Source organism: Desulfitibacter sp. BRH_c19 (assembly GCA_001515945.1).
Classification (GTDB): domain Bacteria; phylum Bacillota; class DSM-16504; order Desulfitibacterales; family Desulfitibacteraceae; genus Desulfitibacter.
Genome location: LOER01000036.1, coordinates 94,878 through 114,924, shown reverse-complemented (window position 1 = coordinate 114,924; position 20,047 = coordinate 94,878). Strand labels below are relative to the sequence as shown.

Annotated in this window: 18 protein-coding genes; 7 read left to right on the top strand and 11 right to left on the bottom strand. The window is 32.6% G+C overall.

Features of this window, described 5'->3' with window-relative positions:
• Positions 1 to 27 precede the first annotated feature (27 nt).
• Positions 28 to 879 (bottom strand): hypothetical protein, encoded by an 852-nt coding sequence (locus APF76_00815; protein ID KUO49818.1) that lies wholly within the window; start codon positions 877 to 879, stop codon positions 28 to 30.
• Between the two features lie 78 nt (positions 880 to 957).
• Positions 958 to 1,581, bottom strand: a complete 624-nt coding sequence (locus APF76_00810; GenBank protein ID KUO49817.1) for a hypothetical protein — start codon at positions 1,579 to 1,581, stop codon at positions 958 to 960.
• Positions 1,582 to 1,846: 265 nt separating this feature from the next.
• On the opposite strand from APF76_00810, the gene APF76_00805 reads away from it, so the two are divergent.
• The 4 genes from APF76_00805 to APF76_00790 all read left to right on the top strand — a co-directional run bounded on the left by APF76_00805 (position 1,847) and on the right by APF76_00790 (position 5,896).
• Complete coding sequence (locus APF76_00805; GenBank protein ID KUO49816.1) at positions 1,847 to 2,245, top strand: hypothetical protein; 399 nt, start codon at positions 1,847 to 1,849, stop codon at positions 2,243 to 2,245.
• Between the two features lie 185 nt (positions 2,246 to 2,430).
• Complete coding sequence (locus APF76_00800) at positions 2,431 to 2,943, top strand: hypothetical protein (GenBank protein KUO49815.1); 513 nt, start codon at positions 2,431 to 2,433, stop codon at positions 2,941 to 2,943.
• Positions 2,944 to 3,151: 208 nt separating this feature from the next.
• The gene (locus tag APF76_00795) at positions 3,152 to 3,772 is read left to right on the top strand and encodes a hypothetical protein (protein KUO49814.1); all 621 of its coding nucleotides are present in this window, start codon (positions 3,152 to 3,154) and stop codon (positions 3,770 to 3,772) included.
• Positions 3,773 to 3,958: 186 nt separating this feature from the next.
• The gene (locus APF76_00790; GenBank protein ID KUO49813.1) at positions 3,959 to 5,896 is read left to right on the top strand and encodes a hypothetical protein; all 1,938 of its coding nucleotides are present in this window, start codon (positions 3,959 to 3,961) and stop codon (positions 5,894 to 5,896) included.
• A 416-nt stretch (positions 5,897 to 6,312) separates the two neighbouring features.
• On the opposite strand, the gene APF76_00785 is transcribed toward APF76_00790, so the two are convergent.
• The 8 genes from APF76_00785 to APF76_00750 form a co-directional block, all read right to left on the bottom strand.
• Entirely contained in the window at positions 6,313 to 7,629 is a 1,317-nt protein-coding gene (locus APF76_00785; GenBank protein ID KUO49812.1) for a hypothetical protein, read from the bottom strand.
• A 250-nt stretch (positions 7,630 to 7,879) separates the two neighbouring features.
• Positions 7,880 to 10,429 (bottom strand): ABC transporter permease, encoded by a 2,550-nt coding sequence (locus APF76_00780; GenBank protein KUO49811.1) that lies wholly within the window; start codon positions 10,427 to 10,429, stop codon positions 7,880 to 7,882.
• On the bottom strand, positions 10,426 to 11,103 hold the full coding sequence (locus APF76_00775) for an ABC transporter ATP-binding protein (GenBank protein ID KUO49810.1): 678 nt from the start codon (positions 11,101 to 11,103) through the stop codon (positions 10,426 to 10,428). The genes APF76_00780 and APF76_00775 overlap by 4 nt, the downstream gene beginning before the upstream one ends.
• Positions 11,104 to 11,211: 108 nt before the next feature.
• Positions 11,212 to 12,126, bottom strand: coding sequence for a histidine kinase (locus APF76_00770; protein ID KUO49809.1), 915 nt, complete (start codon positions 12,124 to 12,126; stop codon positions 11,212 to 11,214).
• Positions 12,119 to 12,808 (bottom strand): two-component system response regulator, encoded by a 690-nt coding sequence (locus tag APF76_00765; GenBank protein ID KUO49808.1) that lies wholly within the window; start codon positions 12,806 to 12,808, stop codon positions 12,119 to 12,121. The genes APF76_00770 and APF76_00765 overlap by 8 nt, the downstream gene beginning before the upstream one ends.
• A 356-nt stretch (positions 12,809 to 13,164) precedes the next feature.
• Complete coding sequence (locus APF76_00760) at positions 13,165 to 14,841, bottom strand: hypothetical protein (GenBank protein ID KUO49807.1); 1,677 nt, start codon at positions 14,839 to 14,841, stop codon at positions 13,165 to 13,167.
• A 116-nt stretch (positions 14,842 to 14,957) separates the two neighbouring features.
• A complete protein-coding gene (locus APF76_00755; GenBank protein KUO49806.1) occupies positions 14,958 to 15,518 on the bottom strand; it encodes a hypothetical protein in 561 nt (186 codons plus the stop codon).
• Positions 15,519 to 15,624: 106 nt separating this feature from the next.
• Positions 15,625 to 16,254 (bottom strand): hypothetical protein, encoded by a 630-nt coding sequence (locus tag APF76_00750; protein ID KUO49805.1) that lies wholly within the window; start codon positions 16,252 to 16,254, stop codon positions 15,625 to 15,627.
• A 1,357-nt stretch (positions 16,255 to 17,611) separates the two neighbouring features.
• On the opposite strand from APF76_00750, the gene APF76_00745 reads away from it, so the two are divergent.
• From APF76_00745 to APF76_00735, 3 genes are read left to right on the top strand one after another with little or no spacing between them, the layout of a single operon-like run.
• Positions 17,612 to 18,010: a hypothetical protein gene (locus tag APF76_00745; protein ID KUO49804.1), complete on the top strand. Its 399-nt coding sequence runs from the start codon at positions 17,612 to 17,614 to the stop codon at positions 18,008 to 18,010.
• On the top strand, positions 18,007 to 18,432 hold the full coding sequence (locus APF76_00740) for a hypothetical protein (GenBank protein ID KUO49803.1): 426 nt from the start codon (positions 18,007 to 18,009) through the stop codon (positions 18,430 to 18,432). The genes APF76_00745 and APF76_00740 overlap by 4 nt, the downstream gene beginning before the upstream one ends.
• On the top strand, positions 18,429 to 18,989 hold the full coding sequence (locus APF76_00735) for a hypothetical protein (protein ID KUO49802.1): 561 nt from the start codon (positions 18,429 to 18,431) through the stop codon (positions 18,987 to 18,989). Before APF76_00740 ends, APF76_00735 begins: the two co-directional genes overlap by 4 nt.
• A 544-nt stretch (positions 18,990 to 19,533) precedes the next feature.
• Here the strand turns inward: APF76_00735 and APF76_00730 are convergent.
• On the bottom strand, positions 19,534 to 20,013 hold the full coding sequence (locus APF76_00730; protein KUO49801.1) for a 23S rRNA (pseudouridine(1915)-N(3))-methyltransferase RlmH: 480 nt from the start codon (positions 20,011 to 20,013) through the stop codon (positions 19,534 to 19,536).
• Between the last annotated feature and the right edge of the window lie 34 nt (positions 20,014 to 20,047).

The following is a 20,047-nucleotide window of genomic DNA, read 5'->3' as shown; positions in this document are numbered from 1 at the left end:
CCCCTCCAAAAAATTTAGAATTATTAACTAGTATGGTACCGATTTATTATATTCAATTTCTGTAACCTCAAAATTATACCAATTAAAATCTCCGGTATCTAATTTCCAGGTGACGTCTCCTTTGGTAGGAACCCTTATTCCTTCAAATTCTTTATACTCCCGCACAGGAATTGACCATGTCTCTAATCTAGTCTCCCCATCAAATTCCCCGTACCTTTCCGCCTCGAAATTAATAACCTCACCCTTATCATTAAACGTAAATACTCCCGAGGCCGTTATCTCTCCATAGGTCATGGTTGCTTTAGCATTATCTGCATCTATTTCTTCCCATGTTAAGTATTCATTTAAAGCTGCACTAGGAAACCATATCGTCTCAGCAAGATATCTTAACAAGGTACCCTGATCAGTTTCTTTCCCTTCGGAATCGGCAACAGTAAATAATGAAAGAACTTTAATGAGCATATTTCCTTTTCCGCCCTCATATTTATCTCTCCCTACAATGTGGATTAGCGGAGCTGCCTTAATATTTGCCTTCCAGATAAATCCCGGCTCTTCTGAGGTAAAATATTGTTCTGCTTGAACTGGCATCCATGACTTATCTTTTTCCAATCTCATATCTGCTTTTTGTTTTAAACGAACAGCTGTTATTCTTTCTTTTCCAATAATTCCGGAGCATTCAAGCCACTTTTGAACATTTTGTGGTAATCCTACTATATCCCCCTTAGTCACAATTTCACCTTTATTTTCTACTTTGCTAAAAAAATCTTCAACTTCCTTTTCTACACTTTGGTTAAATAGAAATTTTGCTATAAATGAACCTGCTATAAATAAAACCAAAAGTACTGCAATAATAATTAACACAAGTGTTAATTTTGACATATTAGCCCCTCCCTATAAAATCCTATACTGCTACACAGTATAATTATTTTCTAAATTAATCTGTAAGATTTTAAGTTACTATTCCTTTCGTACAATAAGACCTTTAAGTAATACATTGAAATGATGATCAATTAAGCGATTTACCTGCTCTTGAGAAATATCCTTTTCAGTCATTAGTCTTAAAACCAAACCAAAGGTAGATGTCCAGATGATCTGAGCCGTAAGTTCAGAATCCCATGCTGCATAACGATTTCTGCTAATCCCTCTTTCGATATTCTCAGATAGTATATTTATAGCCGGATTTTTTTTAGAAACCCCTTGCTCCAGCAAACCCGTCTTTTTTAATATAGAAGGGTCATCACTAAGCATAACAGCCTTATAGTATTCAGAGGACTCTAAAGCGGCCTTAATATAGTTGGTAAATGCTTCCTCTATTTCCTTTTCCGGTTCAGCTTCATTTCGCTTTACGGACTTAACTGACGCAAGGATTCGACCATAACCCTCCCCTACTAAGGTTTCAACAATCTCATTTTTGTCTTTAAAGTAATGATAGATAATACCTGGAGAGTAATCTAGCGCTTTGGTTATTTTACGTATCGATATCCCTTTGATACCTTCCTCAGAAATTATATTCCGAGCCACATCTAAGATTTTCTTTTTAGTTTCTTCCTGTTTTCGCAATTGGTGTTCTTTTTTTACCATAATTTCACCACCCTTCGATTTTGAACATAAGCTCTTTAAACATTGTTTAGTATTTTGAACGGCGTTTAAATTAATTGTAAGGTAATGCTCTTGCTTTTGTCAAGTACGTTTTTACTTTTTTGTGTTTTTAAAATCGCTTGCACGACAAGAATTCTTGACTATTTTTTCACTATACACTCACATTTCTCTACAATCCCATTGTTTATGCACACCCCTTTAATTAAATTGCATAATATATAGTATATATAAGCAAAGGAGGAATATTATGGGAAATAATGAACGCCAAAATAATCAAAGTTTTATTGTAACTCACCCTTTAGATGCTACGGGACCTGCTGAACAACTGTTTATAGCAGGAGTTTCGGTCTTTGAAATAACAATATTTACACCTCCAGTTCAGCGTGTTACTATCTTAGGCATTAACTTACCAGCACCAGGTACCTTCGGTCCTTACGATACCTATGTAGCTTATCTTACAATTCCAGATTCCATTGAACCATTAGCTACATTACCTTTAATACCCACAGAGGATAATCTGAATTGGGTAGCCACAACTTTGTTAGATTTTGGAGGAACATTACCTAGTATAAACGTTTCAGTTAGACCTCAACTAGGATTTGACCGTATAGGTGATATAATACTTCAAGGTCAAGTGTTTCCTTAAAATTTAGTTTTAAACACCTCATTCCATAGTCGAAGTGGAATGAGGTGTTTATATTTTAGGCTATGTTAAAGAATAATGTTGTTTTTGTGGATAAATAATGGAACTTTTTGTCTTAATAATCCAGTTATAATAAAGGCTTATTAAGACAACCTATAAATAGGATTACTATAGGAGATGTTTATCATATGAGAAAGATTACTGACAGAATTATTCTAGGAATGGTATCTGGACTAATAGCTGGTATTCCAGGTAGATTGATTAACTCAGCAGAGTATAGGGCAGGTTATACTGATTTAAGATACAATCATCTTGCCTCCAGTCTGTTTATCCCCAAAAACAAAACTAATTCCACTGAGGGCAAACTTTTAGCTGCATTTGTTAATAACATTAATGTAAGCTCAGTTGGTGTTGTAATAAGCTATCTTCTTTCAGCAACTGGTCGTGATAAGGCTGTAGTTAAAGGAATGGGAGTAGCAGCGATATCTTGGATAATGATCAATGGGTTAGTTTCTAACCTTGGGCTAAAGATTAAATCTAAGAGACCTTTATCACCCATCCTGTCTCTTGCAGACCATCTGATTTTTGGCTCTCTAACAGGATTCTTAGTATCAAAACTTGGTGATGATAGTCTCTTTCCTGATAAAGAAGGCAAAGGTGAAAATAAGCTGCCTTTAATATCAACCAACGATGACGATTAGAGAACTTATCTTTTCATCATGTTTCACATCCTTCCTCTCAAGGTCCATCACCTCGTAAAGCTACTTAAGAAATTTTTGATGTTATTTACATGATTTTTGCGTTAAAAATTATCCTACACACACGCTAATAAATTTATAATTTAAGTCATAAATTCTATTGACAAAGTGTCAGTTAAGTGTTAGATTGTTTTTGTGAGGAGGTGCCAAAGTGCGAGAGGTCAAAGATCCTGAGGTTCGTAAAACAGAAATAATAGAAGCTGCAAAAGATCTATTTTATGCAAAGGGCTATTTACAAACAACAACACAAGACATCATTGATAGTTTGAAGATTTCAAGAGGATTATTATATTATCATTTTAAATCTAAAGAAGATATTCTGTTTTATATTGTTAAAAGACAGATTGAACCTATTCTTTCACGATTAAAATTAATTACCTATGATATAAAACTTTCCGCTAAGGAAAAGGTGGTTTTATTTTTAAACAGCACAATTATATCTGAGTCATCTGTGGCTGAAAAAGATTATTCTTTAAAAGAGGTCATTCAGTTACCTGAAAATTCTTTTATGATGGATCAAATTAATCACAAACTAGCATATACTATGACAGATTATTTTAGTGAAATTATACAACAAGGAAATGAAGCAGGAGTATTTCATGTAGAATATCCAGAAGAAGTATCGGCATACCTAATGACTGCCTATATGTTTGTAATTGGTGATAATCATTTCCACAATAATAATATTGAAAAGGCTAAAGATTATCTAAATGCATTTAAAAAATTACTCAATCACACGTTAGGGTCAGAAGAAGAATTGTTTGAAGTATAAATCATTCCAATAGTAAAACCGGCTATTGGAATGATTTACGCCTTATTACTGACTTTTAGTCAGTCTATTAAAAATTTTATCCGATGGCTAACTACCACTAAGACTCCACCTCTTTAGGTGGGAGATAAGTGGTACTAAGCCCCTGGCTAACGGTTTCTAATATTAGTATACAAGGAGGATTTTGCAATGAAAAGAAGAGTATTGTTGTTATCACTTGCTAGTATTATTATGGTTGTTATTGCTTTTGGAACATTTACAACATCTGTTTTTGCTTCTAATCTAAATATACCTAAAGGCGAAACCCCTTCAGGTATTCCATTTAATAAGATGGAAGAAACTATTGATCAATATGTATCAGAGTATATTGGGAAAACAACACCAGGTGCTTCAGTTGCAGTTGTAAAAGATGGCGAAATTATTTTTTTGAAAGGGTACGGCTATGCAGATATAGAAAAACAGATCCCTGTTAACCCAAAAAACACAGTTTTTGAATGGGCATCTGTAAGTAAATTGTTCACCTGGGCATCTGTAATGCAACTAGTTGAACAGGATAAACTAGATTTAGATGCAGATATTAAAACATACCTTCCACCAGAATTTGCTAGAAAGCTTAACCTTAAACAAAAAATTACAATGCGGGATATTATGAATCATGCTGCGGGTTTTGGAGATTATGCTTTTAATACTATAGTCTTTTCTCCAGACAAGTTAGTTTCTTTAGAAGAAGCTATACTACGAGATAAACCAAAACAATATTACAAAGTGGGTACTGCTAGCGCCTATAGTAACTATGCAGCATCTCTTGCTGGCTATGTAGTGCAACATATTAGCAAACAGCCTTTTCAGGATTATGAAAGGGAACATATTTTTAATGTACTCTCAATGAATAATACTTCTGCCCACCCTACATTTGCTGACAATAAGAAAATTCTAGAATCAAAAGCAAAGGGGTACCTGCCTGACCAAAAAGGAGGATTCATACTTGGTAATTGGTCCTATATTTCTCACCTTCCAGCTGGTTCTATCAATGGTACAGCGGAAGACCTGGCACGATATGCTATTGCTCTTACTCCTAACGGAGAAGAACAATCACCCTTGTTTACAAATTCAGATACTATAAACACTATGCTTTCACCGAGTTATAATCTAGATGGAGACATGATAGGAACCGCCCATGGGTTCTTTGAATATGTAGGTGAATATCGCACCTTGGGTCACGGTGGTAACACAGCTGCATTCTCAAACCAATTTACAATAGTACCAGAGGAACGTTTTGGGATTGTAATACTTACAAATGCTTACCTTGAAATGAATATTCTCTTTGGATTACAAGATCTTTTACTCGGAAAGGAAGATAAGGAACTCAAATCACTTGAGGAAGAGTTACCTTCTTCTAGTGAAGTAGCTGGTCATTATGTACCAATGGAACGACAAGAAGGTAATTTTGTAGATTTTGCAAAATACATAGGCTTGTATAAAATTAATGCTACTGATACAAATGAAATTTCAATGACCTTAGGACCATATGAGGGTACTTATATCCAGACCAAGCCATACTACTATGAAATAGTTGATGATAATCTACCTATCTTCAGAAATGCTTATCCTATTTTACGATTTAAGATGGAAAATGATACTGTAAAACAGGTTATTGTAGGACATGGAATGGATTTATCTGCATTACCACAAGGCAGAACAATACCCTTTTTAATTACTAGTTTAGTAGTATTAATAATTAGTTCACTATTCTTTCTTATAGCACCAATTATTCTGCTCATTGCTGCAGTTAGAAATAGGAAGAAACAAGTAGAACCTGAAAATAGAAGATTTAATCTATATCATTCAATATTAGTACTATGTGGTACGGTTACTATCATAAATAATTTCATCCCTTCTGCTAAGATTATGATGACCACTTTCATAACTTTTGCAGAAGTAAAACCACATATTTTGTTGAATTACCCTTTACTTTTTGGAACAATTTTTGTAGGAATATTCTCTGTCAATTCAATGCGAAAAGCTCTAATTACACCTAAACGTAAAGTGATGTATATTGTAACAATTTTTATGCTAATTTTATTGTTTGCATTATTGATTGGATGGAATTACTTTATTCTTGGATAAATAATTTAAATCTCCTTGCAATAATATAATCTTCATATAGGCTAAAAGTAGTGCTTAACTTTAATTAAAATATTTCATACCCAAATCAGCTTAAACCTTTATATTTCAAATAAAATCTTGCTTCAACATATATTTGTCTGGTTTAATACTCAAAAAAGTACAAGGGTGCGTAAGTGAACTGTACCCTTGTACTAAATCTCTATTTCGACAATTCCATTTAATCTCTCCTACTGATGGAAAGTTATTAGAATTAACCTGAGGGTTTTTTAAAGGTATTATTTTAGCTTTGCTCAGCTTAAATGAGGTTACGTAGCTTTGTAGATTAATATCGTTTGTTTAGAACTATAAAACTTCCCAAATAACCTTTAACTACACTAACGACAGTTTTCGCCAAGTATAAATTTACGTCTACCTACTTACTTCTTCATGGCTTTGGTCTTGTTTTTCCAATAATGGCGGAAGTACATTCCGCCAATTATTCTGGACTGGCTGTATTTCGCTGAATTTATGGTTCTTTCAACAAGTTCTTCTTCGGAGGCCATAGCTTGATTCATGATCTCCAGAAGATGACGATCACTATCTGCGGTTTCCAAATCAACTGAAGATATCATTTCATTAAATTTTTTTTCCAGACTGTCTTTTTGTAACAGGTACGCCCCAAAATCGGGGATTCTGTTTTCTATGACAAGTCTGTGAAGTTTCTCTCGTTTGTGCCAATATTCCACGGCTGCATCTTTTGTACTTTCCGCAAAGGAAAATGACTCTCCTTCTATCATCCAGTAGGGTTTAAAAACAGCTAGGCAGGGTGTGGAGCTGCCAGTTATCTGATAGGTACAAATATTTTGACTGAGAGTTGCAATATAGCTACCGGTGGTATGGTCGCCAAACAGGAAGCCGGCATGCATACAAACACTTTGCAGAGAGTGTTTGGTAAACTGCTTCCCTTCTATTTTAGGGTCATGGCTTCTCAGAATTTTTTTCATCGTATCGGCATTAATTCGGCCTTTTTCTACTTCCAGGATGCACTTGCCTGCGCTATACCTTTGCAATGATCCGCTAAGCCTTGTATATAGAAAGTCGCTATAGCAACGGGCAAAATGAAAGTCTTTTTCGCTTTTGCACCATCCCTTATCAACAGCGTTTCTGACCAGATTAGGGTGGGCTCTATCATATTTACTGCCAATACTTAGGCGATTTGAAATATTCCTTACATCTCTGACATATTCGGCTGCCCAATATTCACCTGCCGTTTCCAAAACCCAGGCAGAACTTTTATCGGCGATGAGGAAAGAATTATGGTATGTAAATTTATGATCATACCCACAGTTACCACCCTGTCCGTATTTTTCCAACAGACTTACTATCATTTCTAGAGCCTCGTTGCTTGTTTTGCATCGCTCAAGGGCAATACGTAGCATATCCATGCCCAAAAGCTTCTCTTTACCGTATTTCTCCCGGGTAAACACAGCTTCGTTTCCAATATTGAGGCCGAATTCATTAAAACCCATCTCCGCTCCCCACATCCACGAGGGCTTCATCAGGAGTACTTCGTAAGTCTCCTCGGTCTGGTCAATCTCAATATAAGTACACTTCAGCTTAGCTCCCTTTTGATATTTCTTCTGGGGTATCCTTATAGTAATTAATGGTTCATTGGGACTACGGTCACTATTCTTGGCAAAAATGACTGATCCGTCTGACGTAGAATTGCCTAAAGCCACCAGGGTATCACACACTGATCTTACCTCCCCTATTTTTTAAGTTTAATCCAATGTGCTATATATAAAGCACCTTTCCTTTAGAAATAGTGTATGGGTGGCACCGGAGGTAGTGAAATTAGTATATCCATAATAATCTCCTCATTAAAGAGTAAACCGTCGTACTTATGGTACGGTTCACCGTAACGGGGCGGTTTTTATTTAGACTACTATACTACTATACTACTATAAAAAACAGCAAAGATTAAGACGAGAATTAAATAAATAATCATTCTATTTCTCTTAACCTTTCTACAATACTTCCTTTTCTAATGCTGCGATATGCCACATAAGGTACTATTAATGATAGTACTATCATTATTGGGTAGGTAATTAGTAATGGAGTTAGAATAAATTTATAACTAAAGAACCATAACTCACTAATAACTCCTCCAATAATGACAACAGAAAACATAATTCCTAATACTAGTGATAGTATAATTGTGTTGACTGCATAATATAAGCCTTCAAAACACAACATTCTGTTCAGTTGCTTGCCTGTCATACCTATGCTCTGTAGCATGGCAAACTCCTGTCGTCTTCCCCATATACTCGTAAACATTGAGTTTATAAAGTTTAGAATCCCTATTAAACCGATTATAAAGCTAAGAATACCACCAACCGTAATTAATATATTCTGAAGATCCTTAAAACCATCTACATAGGTTTTCTTAGATTCATAATTCATAAGAGGCTCTACTTTTTTGGTGTATTGCTTTATAAAAGATTCCATATCTGCTTCCTTATCATCCTCAACATTAAATGCATAAGTCATCACAATAGGTTTTGAAACTATCTTTAAGTATTCCTCTTCAGGTAAGTACATAGCAAATTCATCAAATCTACGGGTAGACATAGAATAGGTTTTTATTCTAACTTTTGCCATAACTTCGTATTCATATTTTTCCCCATCTACTGTTATCTCCATAGTGTTTCCTATTTCATAATGTGAGGTATCCCAAAGTATATCACCGTGGTCACCTTCATGGACTCCTTCAATAATGTATCTTCCACTTTTCAATTTTTCTATATCCCATTTTCCTTCAACAATATCTAATCGTGAAAGAGGAAAATCCTCCATACCATATAAATCTAAGCTTGGCTGCCCATCCCTTGCTTTGTTTAGAGGATGACCAAAATAACTAAGTTCATTAGGCTTCTCACGGTATATCGAACAATCACCAACATCAATATTATAGTAAATCCTACCTCCTGCTTGAAAACCCTCTTGCTTTTCTACATTAGATATAAAGCTTTCACTAAGCTCATCCTCTTGAGATCGAAAATGGTTCATGTTAAAATAATTAGCATGACCAATAAGAAAATCAGTTTCCACAAATTTTGAAACAAATTTATCCATATCGAAACCGTTAGAAACTGTAAATACTGAGTTAAGCAATACTAAACTTAGTGTCATAGATATGATAGCAATTATTGTTCGCTTTTTATTTCTACCTAGGTTGGAAAGTGCCATCTTCCATAACTTCCCACCATCTGTAGAGCATTTGGTTTTTTTTCTTATTTGTTCACTACCACCGCTGTATCGTACTGCCTCCACCGGTGAAACCTTTCCGGCAATTTTACTAGGTTTGTGAGTGCTTATAAATACTGTAACTAAAGCAAATATTGAGGCCCCTATAAATATTATAGGATTAACGGAAACAACTGCATTATTCCCACCATAGCTTGTAATTCCCATAGTTAATGGAAGTAAAGCCTTACCCAGAAAAAACCCTATAAAAAGGCCAATTGGAATACCAATGATTGATAATATAATAGCCTGCTGTGAAATAATGCTTTTAATTTGTTTTGATGTTGTTCCAATAGTTTTTAGCAACCCAAATAACTTGATATCTTTTATAACAGATATTTGAAAAATATTATATATAATCAGATAACCTGTAAATATTATTAATACTACTAACATAATCACAGATATAATAGTTACTGGATCTGAGTGTGAAAAATTACTTGATAGATAGGCCCAGTTTACATTACTAGCTATATCTGTAGGTAATACTTCACTTCTTTCTCTACCATCAAGAACTGTATATCCACTATCAGTAATTACCTTAACTAATTTTTCCTGCAAATTAAAACTATTTTTAAACATAATATAAGAGTTAATAGCTCCTGTGGTATTACCGTCTACCTTGTATGTGTTTTCAAGCTTAGTAGCATGTGATTTCATAAACTCAATGGAAACAATTGCAAACCCTACATTAAAAACAGGGTCACTTTCCCAAAAGCCAGATAATACGAAATCTGTTTGTATCTGCTCTTCCTTTATTGTATATTTGAGAGATACTTTAGCGCCAATTTCATGAGGAACCCCTAATAAATCCAATGTTTTAGTATCTGTAATTATTTCATTTTCATTTATTGGAACATCTCCTGTAGTAGGTTCGCTAAACCCAAGTTTCATAGCAGTTTCATCCATATAATACATTTCTACACGACGTTTTAAGAACTCAGGGTTATCTACACTATCTGCAATTATTTTATTATAGCTTATTTCTTTAATTAAAGGATGTTCCTTCATGTTGTTATACTGCTCATCAGTTATATATTTTAAAACAGCATGCCCGTCTCCACCAGACTGCCTTACCGTTTGATTTTGAAAGGATTCTATCATACCAATACCAATGGTAAAAAGACTGGTAAATAAAATTGTAGTCAATGCTATTGCAATAATAGCCATTATGTTTTTAGTTTTACTTGCTTTAAGACTTTTAAATGCAAGTCCATGGATCACTTTTTTATTTTGTACCTTAATCATTTGTGATCACCACTTACTATTTTACCATCCTCAATTCGAATGATACGATCAGCCATTTGTGCAATTTCTTCGTTATGAGTTATCATTACAATAGTTTGGTTAAAGCGTGTACTGGTTACTTTTAATAATCCCAAAACATCAAGACTAGTTTTGCTATCCAAATTTCCAGTAGGTTCATCCGCAAGGATAATTGTAGGCTTAGTAGCTAAAGCTCTTGCAATAGCCACACGTTGTTGTTGGCCACCAGAGAGATTATTTGGTAAATTTTTAAGCTTAGTTTCTAAACCTAAAGTATTAACAATTTGATTAATATAGTCTTTATCAATTTTATTACCATCTAGTTCAATAGGTAGAGTAATATTTTCATATACATTTAATATAGGTACGAGATTGTAGCTTTGAAATATAAATCCTATATTTCTCCTTCTAAAGATAGTTAATTCATCTTTTTTTAAAGAAAAAAGTTCTTCTCCATCTACCTTTACTGTTCCTTCAGTTGCTCGATCAAGCCCTCCAAGCATGTGTAACAAAGTAGATTTCCCACTACCCGATGTACCTACAATTGAAACAAACTCTCCACGTTCTACTGATAGATTTACACCATCTAAAGCTTTTACTAGATTTGGGGCTTTACCGTAATGCTTAATTAAATTATCTGTTTCTAATATATTCACAAAATAACCTCCATAAAAAATATAGCTTACACCCTCTTATGGTATAAACTATAATAAACGAATCTTTCTAGAATCTTTCTCAAATATAACAGTTTTGAAAGATTTGCTTTATTTTGGCAGGAAGATAGAAAAAGTTGAGCCTTTTCCTATAGTAGAAGTAACTTTAATATATCCTCCTTGTTTAGTAACAATCTCTCTTGCAAGAAATAATCCAATACCTACACCCTCATATTGGTTTACATCTATAGAACGATAAAACCGCATAAAGATAGAATTAATATCTCCCTCTCTAATACCAATGCCATTGTCCACAATATCAATTCTACAAAACATCTCATAAGGAATAACTGATACTGAAATATTACCTCCATTTGGTGTATACTTAAGAGCATTATCTAAAATATTATATAGTGCTTCCTCTGTCCATTTCTTATCGAAAACAGCTTTACACTCTTCACATATTGTTTGAATTTTAATGTTCTTTTCTTCTGCGTTTTTCTTTATTTTATAATAAACATCATTAACTAAGTCCAAAACAGAGTCAGCTTTTGGTACCACAGATATTATATCTGTTTCAAGTCTTGATGTTTTTATCAAAGCTTTTATAAGAAAATCAAGCTTTTCTGATTGTACTGTAATCTGTTTTATCATTTCCAAACTATTATTAGGAAGTTGTTTCTGCTCATTTAATAGCTGTGAGTAAAGAATTATATTAGAAATAGGTGTTTTTGTTTGGTGAGAAATATCAGAGATTAAAGCTTTAATTCTTTCTTTCTCTGTAGAAAGATTATTCTCAGCAAATAAAGACATACTTAAAAATCTACCCAACTTTACCTCCAATGCTGATAACATTGATTCATCATAGGTAGATTCTGAAAAATTACCACTTATTGCACTATCCAACATATGATTTAATCTATTAATGGTATTTTTTGTTTTGTATCTATTTACAATGGTAAAAATGGTAGAAGTAAAAATAAAGACAATAGCAAGTATAAGAAAAATAATATTTGTTTTATCCATCCACATCTACCATCCATATGTATCCTATTCCATATACAGTTTGTATGTATTTTGGTTTTACAGGATTATCTTCTAATTTATTTCGTAAGCGTTTTATAGTAACTGATAAAGCATTTTCATCTACAAATTCTGAACCCTCTGACCAAACTTTATCTATTAAGGTTGATCTCTTAAGCACATTTCCTTTATTTTTCACTAGGATTTTAAGGAGTTTTTGTTCTGTCTTACTTAATTCAATTTTAACACCATTATTATAAAACTTCATAGTATCAAAATCAAATTCAAAATGTCTAATCGTGATTTTTTCATTCTTAATCACTTGTTTTACGCGTCGCAGCAATACAGAAACTCTTGCACGCAGTATCATTAAACTGAATGGTTTAGTGAGATAGTCATCTCCTCCAAGCTCTAAGCCAGTTACCTCATCAATTTCCATATCATTAGCAGTTAAAAAAATAATTGGTATAGAAGAATATTGCCTTATTTGTTTACACAAATCAAAACCATTTCCATCAGGTAAATTTACATCTAATATAATTAAGTCGAATTCTGTTTCTGATAGATGATTTTCTGCTTCTTTAAACGTAAAACTCTGTATAAACTCATAGTCCTCTTGTTTTAGGCTCAAAACAATACCATTGTTTAATGCAATATCATCTTCAACAATTAAAACTTTATTTATTTTAATTCCCCCTTACCCTCTAGTTCTTAGGTTTGCATAAATGCTTTTAAAGTTTTTTCATTGTACTATGATTTTTTTATTATTATAGTTAATATTTGTTTTATACTTATAAGTTATATAACCTACTCTTACTTCCTTTAATATTTTTGGAAATACTGTATTAATTACTCTTAAATACTTATTATTATAATTTCATTAACCTCCAAGTAAAAACCACCATTACTTATGGTACGGCTCACCGTAACGAGTATAACAGCGGTTTTTTATATGTTTATTAAGTAATGGTACTATTAAGTAAATACAGATGTAACTCTTTCTAAGTCAATGCACCTGTACCCTTGCCCATCAATTTACTATTAAAATGCATCTATGTTCCAACGTTTCTTTACATGGACAAATAATTCATCCTGTCTTTTTTCTATGGACTTTTCATCCCAAGTAGTATAGTTAATTGCTATACTTTTGGTGATTTTCAGATTAGATGAATGATATACCTGCCCTTTGACATCAAATGCTCTATTTTTTAGGTTTCTATTGTATTCTTGCCCTAGTAGGGTCAAATTTCCTATACGATTTAAATATTTTTTATGAATTTCTGCATCAATGTTCCAATGGCATCCTAATTTCTGTGGCATTACATGCTCTAAATGGATCTTATAGTTATCATTTATTACCTGTACCTCATTATCTAAATAATTGTTTATTTCCCTAAGAATATACTTAGCTACAGCTGTGGATTTTACACTATAGAATTTAAATAAGTTCTCTAACTCATCATCGGTAACAATTTCGTCTTTAATTCTTTTATAAATTTTATCAACAGTTGTGATCTCCCTCTCTGCAATGTCTAGTGCTACGTTAGAAAATAATTTTTCGTATTTGTTAGCAACTCTACCCGCAATAACACAATTTCGAAAAATAAGTGTTTCTATCAGAGATATAATTAAATTAATATCCCTGTCTTCATACTCATTTTCACACATGGATAAAACAACTGGATAAAATGAGCTGGCACTTAGATTTTTTAAATGTTGTAAAGACAAATTTATATCTGTATCTGTAAAATAAAATTCTTCCTGAGGATTTACGAGTGTTTTATAGACGCCCGACATTTCATCAAGACTTTTAACAAAAGCTATACATTTTCTTGGTGTATCAACAGTATTTCTAATTCTCTTATATAAATCTTTTTCACGAGAAAAAGGATATTTGGAATTCCAGTAATGTCTAAGGAATTTAGTAACATCAATATTTTCTAGATTTTCAACAGTCTTAACCCAATCATTTTTAACATTTTCAATGAGTGAACCTGATGTTCTAAATAAGTGATTTTTTAATAAATCTGCTGTTTCTAAATCTTTCCCCCTAGCATTTAAAGTTTCGAATATGATAAATGCTTCATTCATATCATCAGTTTCAACGTACATTAACTGAAAATCTTTAAGTAACTTGTTGTAATACTTTAATAAAAGTTCATATTTTTCTTGGTATGAACTAAGAATAGCTAACTTTTTACGTAAATTACTGTCAAAATACTCATATGCCTCCATAATTCTGACATGAGATTGTTCTAAAGGAGTTTCGATCGGTTTAACAATTTGAATATTATCCCTAAAATAGATTTGATCAACCTTCCCTAAGGTAAGTCTTAATTCATTTTCATCTTCAGTCCATCTACCTATATATTTTAATCGAATATCCTCATACTTATTTCTGGCTCCTAGGTGTTCTGAATCAGAGAAAATTGCTTCAAAAAAATCTCGAAGTACTGCTAAAAATATTACCGAAGTTGTTGTCCTTTGTTGTCCATCAATTATATATTTCCTATTTACAGTAGTATCTTCGTGAATTACGACTTGCCCAAAAAAATGTTTATTTCGTTCTTCAGATATAGCTAATTCCAAGTCCGTCCAGAAATCATCAACTTGTTCATCTTTTATCCAAGAGTATTCCCTTTGGTAATCTGGAATGAAATATATAGCCTTTTGTAGATATGTTTCTACAGTTTCAAAGCCGAAATTTTTTATTCCCATTTCATCCACCCCTTTATTTTGATAAAGTTTATTCCGTAATTCGTATATTCGTTATGAGCTGTATAATTATTGGTGATCAATTTCAATTAGAAAGTAAAATTGTAGATAGATTGATTTTAATCGTCTAACTTTTCAGTAGTCTTTGCAAATATTATTACGTATAAAAAATAAATAAATGTGAATACCCAAAAAGATATTATCCCTACAACTTTATGAATTTGAATAAAAGATGGATTCAGTTCGTTAAGTAATAATACCAAAGAAGTAAGAAACCAAAAAATTGTAGTATAGTCGCTTAGGCAAATTGCCAGCTTACCAACAGAATACTTTCTAGCTCGTAATATACAAAATTTGTGCATTTGGATTTTTTCAATTCTACTAAATAAATCCAAATCAATATTCTTTTCATACTCGGCTACTTTTTGTTCCCAATTTTCTTGCCAAAACTTACTTCCCCTGTTCGCCAATGTCCATGCCAATGAGCAAATAAATCCGAAATTTGCTATTATAACGGCAAAGCCGGAATTAATTTTATACAATTGAGCAAATGCAATGAACGAGGCTGTTATAAAACCCCAAAAGAAAATGGATCTCTTCCAAAATAATTCAATTTCAAAATTTCTAGTTTCTAAGCTTATATTAAAACTCTTCTCATAATCGTTCTTTTGTTCATCCACTACTTACCCCTCTATTCATTGATAGGTTAAACATATGAGATTAGTTCAATCCCCTCGAAATACTCCCCCTTCACTTAAGACAACAGTTGGATAAACCTCTATCCCATTATTTCTTTAAAATTTTTTTCAAACCACCCTTAAATATCTTAACACTATCCCCATACACTTCTGCAACTCTAAATGTCTTAATATGTAGACATGGAGAATAATCAAATTCGAAACCATTTACCCTTACTCTCAGAAAACTTCCAGAAAATGATTCCTTCATAGTCTCTTTTGCTTTTTCTGGATCATCCAGGGCTGTTCTAAATAGTTTATGAGTTGGTCCACCTAGAGTTAGGACCAGTGTAGGTCTATAAAGACTAAGTTCCTTTTTTAAATGTTCTTTGCAGTTCTCAAAATGTGGCTTAAGAAAACTGAGACCTCCTTTATCTTTTAATGATGGAGGCTCTAAAAACGAACACTTTACAAGATTAGTAGCATAAATAGTCAAATTACTAAAGGTCTTTAACCCAAAAATGCCTTTTAGCCAACGAGAAAGCTGACTATTTTCTTGGTCCAACATCAATACATGTTTAACCCGTTCAGGTTTTTTAAATATAGTTGGGTCCTGACCAACTAACATTAATTTAATATGGCCTCCATTTTTGAAATAAGGCTGTACTTTCAATTCACATTCTGAAATACTTATACATGCATTGCATCTTGTTGGATAACCAAATTGATAGTTTTTCAAAGATACCTCCCATGATAATTGTTGGTCAACAAAAAACCGTTTCTCTACATTTGCCTGCCTAAATGATTCTAGTAAATAGTTCCACATAACCTACAATATTCCTGCCATTTTCACATTTTTCTTTATATTTGCCATATTTATGCATGATAGCTGCCTCTGTATTACTTCCAGGGGCAGCTAAAGTTATAGATTATTGTTGAAATCTTTGACATACTACTGAACATTAATAATGATAGCTTCCTTCAGCCTCCAGTTCGCAATAGGCTTTTTAATATCTCTAAGTTTAGTGTGGAAAAATATTTCACCACTATCAATTTCTATAAATAATAAAAATTCCTTCTAGATGCTAACTTTCCAGAAGGAATTTTTATTCTGAAATAACCTCAAAATAGCCTTATTAAGTTATGCATAACTCCTTGATTCTTCAATACCGTCAGCCAAAACACATATTCCAACACCGACAGCTACCCCAAATACAAAATATACCATTTTTTTATCTACCCCCTTTATTTTTTTTGCGAGCTTGTGAATAAGCATATATTCCAAAGATTACACCAGCTGCAAATAAATCTATAGGAGTCATATTCTTCCTCCTCAACTACTTAGTCTTTAAATTATTACCATTTCTTTACATCAATAGTCTCATTTCATATGATCTTTTACAAAGAAATCTGGAAAGACACGTTAGGTTAAAACTCCTTAGAAATAGAAAAAGCCCCTTCCGGATTTTCTCCAGAAGGGGCATGTTTTATAAAATGCTTTTGTGTTTCCTCAGTAAAATTCATCTTTATTTTTCCAAGCTTTCTATCCTTATCAACTGTAATCAGGTCGATGCTTGCTCCTCAGTAGATACCCTATTTTACAATATATGATAAAACCAAAGTAAACAACTTTGGGAAGAAAACAGATGGAATGAAGAAAAACCTGTCTGGAGAGTTGAGTTTCAATTAAGAAGAGAAGTCCTAAAAGATTTTTAAAATTATTAGGGTAGAAGATGTTTGTCTTTGGCTTTTTCTAACTGGACAACTGGTTACAATCGAAAGCACCTTCTGGTGAAAATGTTTTGTAGGTGGAAGACGAAAAGAAAGTGGGATCTAATAAAAATTAAAACTGGAGATACCCAAAGATTCTTAATCAAGTTTGTGATTTAATTTTTTCATTGGGAGCAGTAATGAATTATCGAACAATAGAGGAAACTTTGTATATTCTACAAGCTTAGGGAGAATAAGTTAGAAAAGAGCGGACCAACTTTTCATTTAAAAATAAATGAAAGAAAAAGAAATTCATTTAAACAAATAAAGGAATTTCTTGTATTTTGAAGAAATATATACAAAAACACAAGTGAGGATTTTTATGAATGGAAATTCTTAGTACTATTTCTCAGATCCTTAGTATCGCTGCATTTTTCGTTTCACTATATTTAATTTATATTTCTAAAAAAGTTATTGAAACAATCAGGAGAAAATCTGATACTGATGAATATAATGAAAAAAGGATTGCTATGAGTAACCAGTTTGAGGCGGATATTAGTTTATTAAATAGTGAAAAATTAGAAGGAAGATTACTATCTACAATACAAGTGCATATACTGGAATTAGACAATTACTCTCTTATCTTAAATGAAAAAACTAAGAAGGCAATTAAAAACGCTAGGTCAGAGTTATCTAAAGGGGAAAACCTTGATAAAATTATATTATCAGACAGTCTTGCACAATTAAAAGCAACCTGTAATAAGAAAGGAGAGTTTTTCATATGAGTGAGTTAAATTTAGTGGAGCTGATTGAAAAATTAACGTCCTCAACTAAAACTAACAAGTTAAGATGGGGTAAATTGTCAAATTTGTTTAATTCAAGTGAAATTAGTAACTTTATGCTCAAAAATTATGTTCTTTTACAAGAAAGAAACTTCTACAATACAAATAATTATAGGAGTTATTATCTTGAACAATATGAATCATATTTTGCTGAAATCGAAAATGGATATGTGTATATTCTAAAGTTTAAAGGTAATGAAAAATACTATTACATATTGGCAGTTCAAAGCCACAAAGACTCAAGTATTGCGGAATTAAATAGGCAGCAAGAAAATCAATCTAAGTTAATAGAACTTGCATTTATAATCGAAGGTCAGTTAGACAATCATAAAGAATATATTAATCTACTCTTAAAAAAGCTGTGAACTTACAGAAGCATTTAAATAAAATTACTAGCAAAATCAATATAACAAAAGAAGATGCTAACCGCCTTTACCTTTTATCTAAGGAATATGATCTACCTTCAGAGGTTCTTTATGGAATTTATTTAATCGAAATTACTTATAGACCAACTTACTATAGAATTGGTGAGTATATAGTTGTTGTGTTTAGATTAATATTATCTGTATTGTTTAAAGTTCCAATAAAAAACTATACAATTGGGAAATGTCAGATTGGATTAGGTACAATAATTAGTTATTATGGATATACCAATGCAAATGTTTACTCTAAGGAAATATATAATGTAACATTAGAACAAGCAATAATAATAATCAAATGTTTTATGTGGGATTATAACTCAAGAGTTTTTGCTTGGCGTTTAAGAGTTTTATTTGTTCATTATAATACCAATGACTTCAGGTCTTTGGTGAGAAATATAGGACACGCCTATAATGGAAAACTAGTTTATGGATTAGTTTTAGAAAAGTTGATAGAAACATATTTGAATAGAACTGCATTTAATAATTTGACAGTCTACTAAGGTATAATAGTTAGCATTCAGACCCATCCCGGTCCTAGGCACTAATTATAATGTTAGCAATCAAAGATAATTGTCCAAATTTAAACTAGGATATGCTAATCCTGGTTTTTAGTTTGAAAATAATACCACCCTCAACAACAGAAACCCAGTAAATTAGCTGCTTACAGCGATATTCTAGTTTTGCCCGATACTAATGTTTTTACCATAACTATGGAAGGGGATGTTTTGCACGTTCATTAGGTCAACAAGAATACCGTTTTGCAAACGTCTATGAAGCAAACCGTTTAAATCCTTATCCAATTCCTGCAAGTGTTTACTAAACATCTAATTTTCGATAGTATAATTTCCTACAGGCTAATGTAATAATCAATTTTAATAAAAATATTTAGGTTATGATACGGTCTACCATACCATAGCCTAAATATCTTAAGCCTTTATGTATCAATAAAAATCTTGGTCAGACACAGTAAAAAATGAAACCATGTCACTTTAGTGCAAAGACTCCAAACCCCAGTATATAAGGATTATCATCAAAAAACCGCCGTTACTTATGGTAGGGTTCACCTTTGATTATTCGAAAACATCTGTATATCTGCTCTAATAGAATTAGACGCATTAGCTGGTGAGGGTATGTAAGACGTCCAAAGGATAGCTTCATGTCTGCCTTTTTAGAGACTTCTTTGGATAAACCTAAACTTCCCCCAATAATAAAAGTAAGGTGGCTTCTGCCCCCTACCATTAGTTTTTCTACTCTTTTTGCTAATTTTTCAGAGGTTAGAAGTTCACCATCAATATCTAAAGTAATTATAAAACTATCTGGTTTTATTTTGGCTAAAACCTTTTCCCCTTCTTTTTGCCTAATACCTTCTTCTTCTGCTAAAGATGCATTTGCAGGAGTTTTTTCATCGTTTACCTCAATAATATTAATCTTTGCGTAGAGACCAAGCCTCTTTAGATACTCCTGTAACCCCTTTTGTATGAAGTTTTCTTTTATTTTTCCTACGGCAATAATATCAATCTGCATATAAGCACCTCAAACAACAAGATATTTTGGAGAA

What these genes read in the sequence shown, in the direction of transcription:
- APF76_00730 (KUO49801.1), bottom strand. Translation starts at nt 20,013, where the DNA reads ATGCAGATTGATATTATTGCCGTAGGAAAAATAAAAGAAAACTTCATA.
- APF76_00800 (KUO49815.1), top strand. Translation starts at nt 2,431, where the DNA reads ATGAGAAAGATTACTGACAGAATTATTCTAGGAATGGTATCTGGACTA.
- APF76_00790 (KUO49813.1), top strand. Translation starts at nt 3,959, where the DNA reads ATGAAAAGAAGAGTATTGTTGTTATCACTTGCTAGTATTATTATGGTT.
- APF76_00760 (KUO49807.1), bottom strand. Translation starts at nt 14,841, where the DNA reads ATGGGAATAAAAAATTTCGGCTTTGAAACTGTAGAAACATATCTACAA.
- APF76_00745 (KUO49804.1), top strand. Translation starts at nt 17,612, where the DNA reads ATGGAAATTCTTAGTACTATTTCTCAGATCCTTAGTATCGCTGCATTT.
- APF76_00740 (KUO49803.1), top strand. Translation starts at nt 18,007, where the DNA reads ATGAGTGAGTTAAATTTAGTGGAGCTGATTGAAAAATTAACGTCCTCA.
- APF76_00770 (KUO49809.1), bottom strand. Translation starts at nt 12,126, where the DNA reads ATGGATAAAACAAATATTATTTTTCTTATACTTGCTATTGTCTTTATT.
- APF76_00780 (KUO49811.1), bottom strand. Translation starts at nt 10,429, where the DNA reads ATGATTAAGGTACAAAATAAAAAAGTGATCCATGGACTTGCATTTAAA.
- APF76_00805 (KUO49816.1), top strand. Translation starts at nt 1,847, where the DNA reads ATGGGAAATAATGAACGCCAAAATAATCAAAGTTTTATTGTAACTCAC.
- APF76_00815 (KUO49818.1), bottom strand. Translation starts at nt 879, where the DNA reads ATGTCAAAATTAACACTTGTGTTAATTATTATTGCAGTACTTTTGGTT.
- APF76_00810 (KUO49817.1), bottom strand. Translation starts at nt 1,581, where the DNA reads ATGGTAAAAAAAGAACACCAATTGCGAAAACAGGAAGAAACTAAAAAG.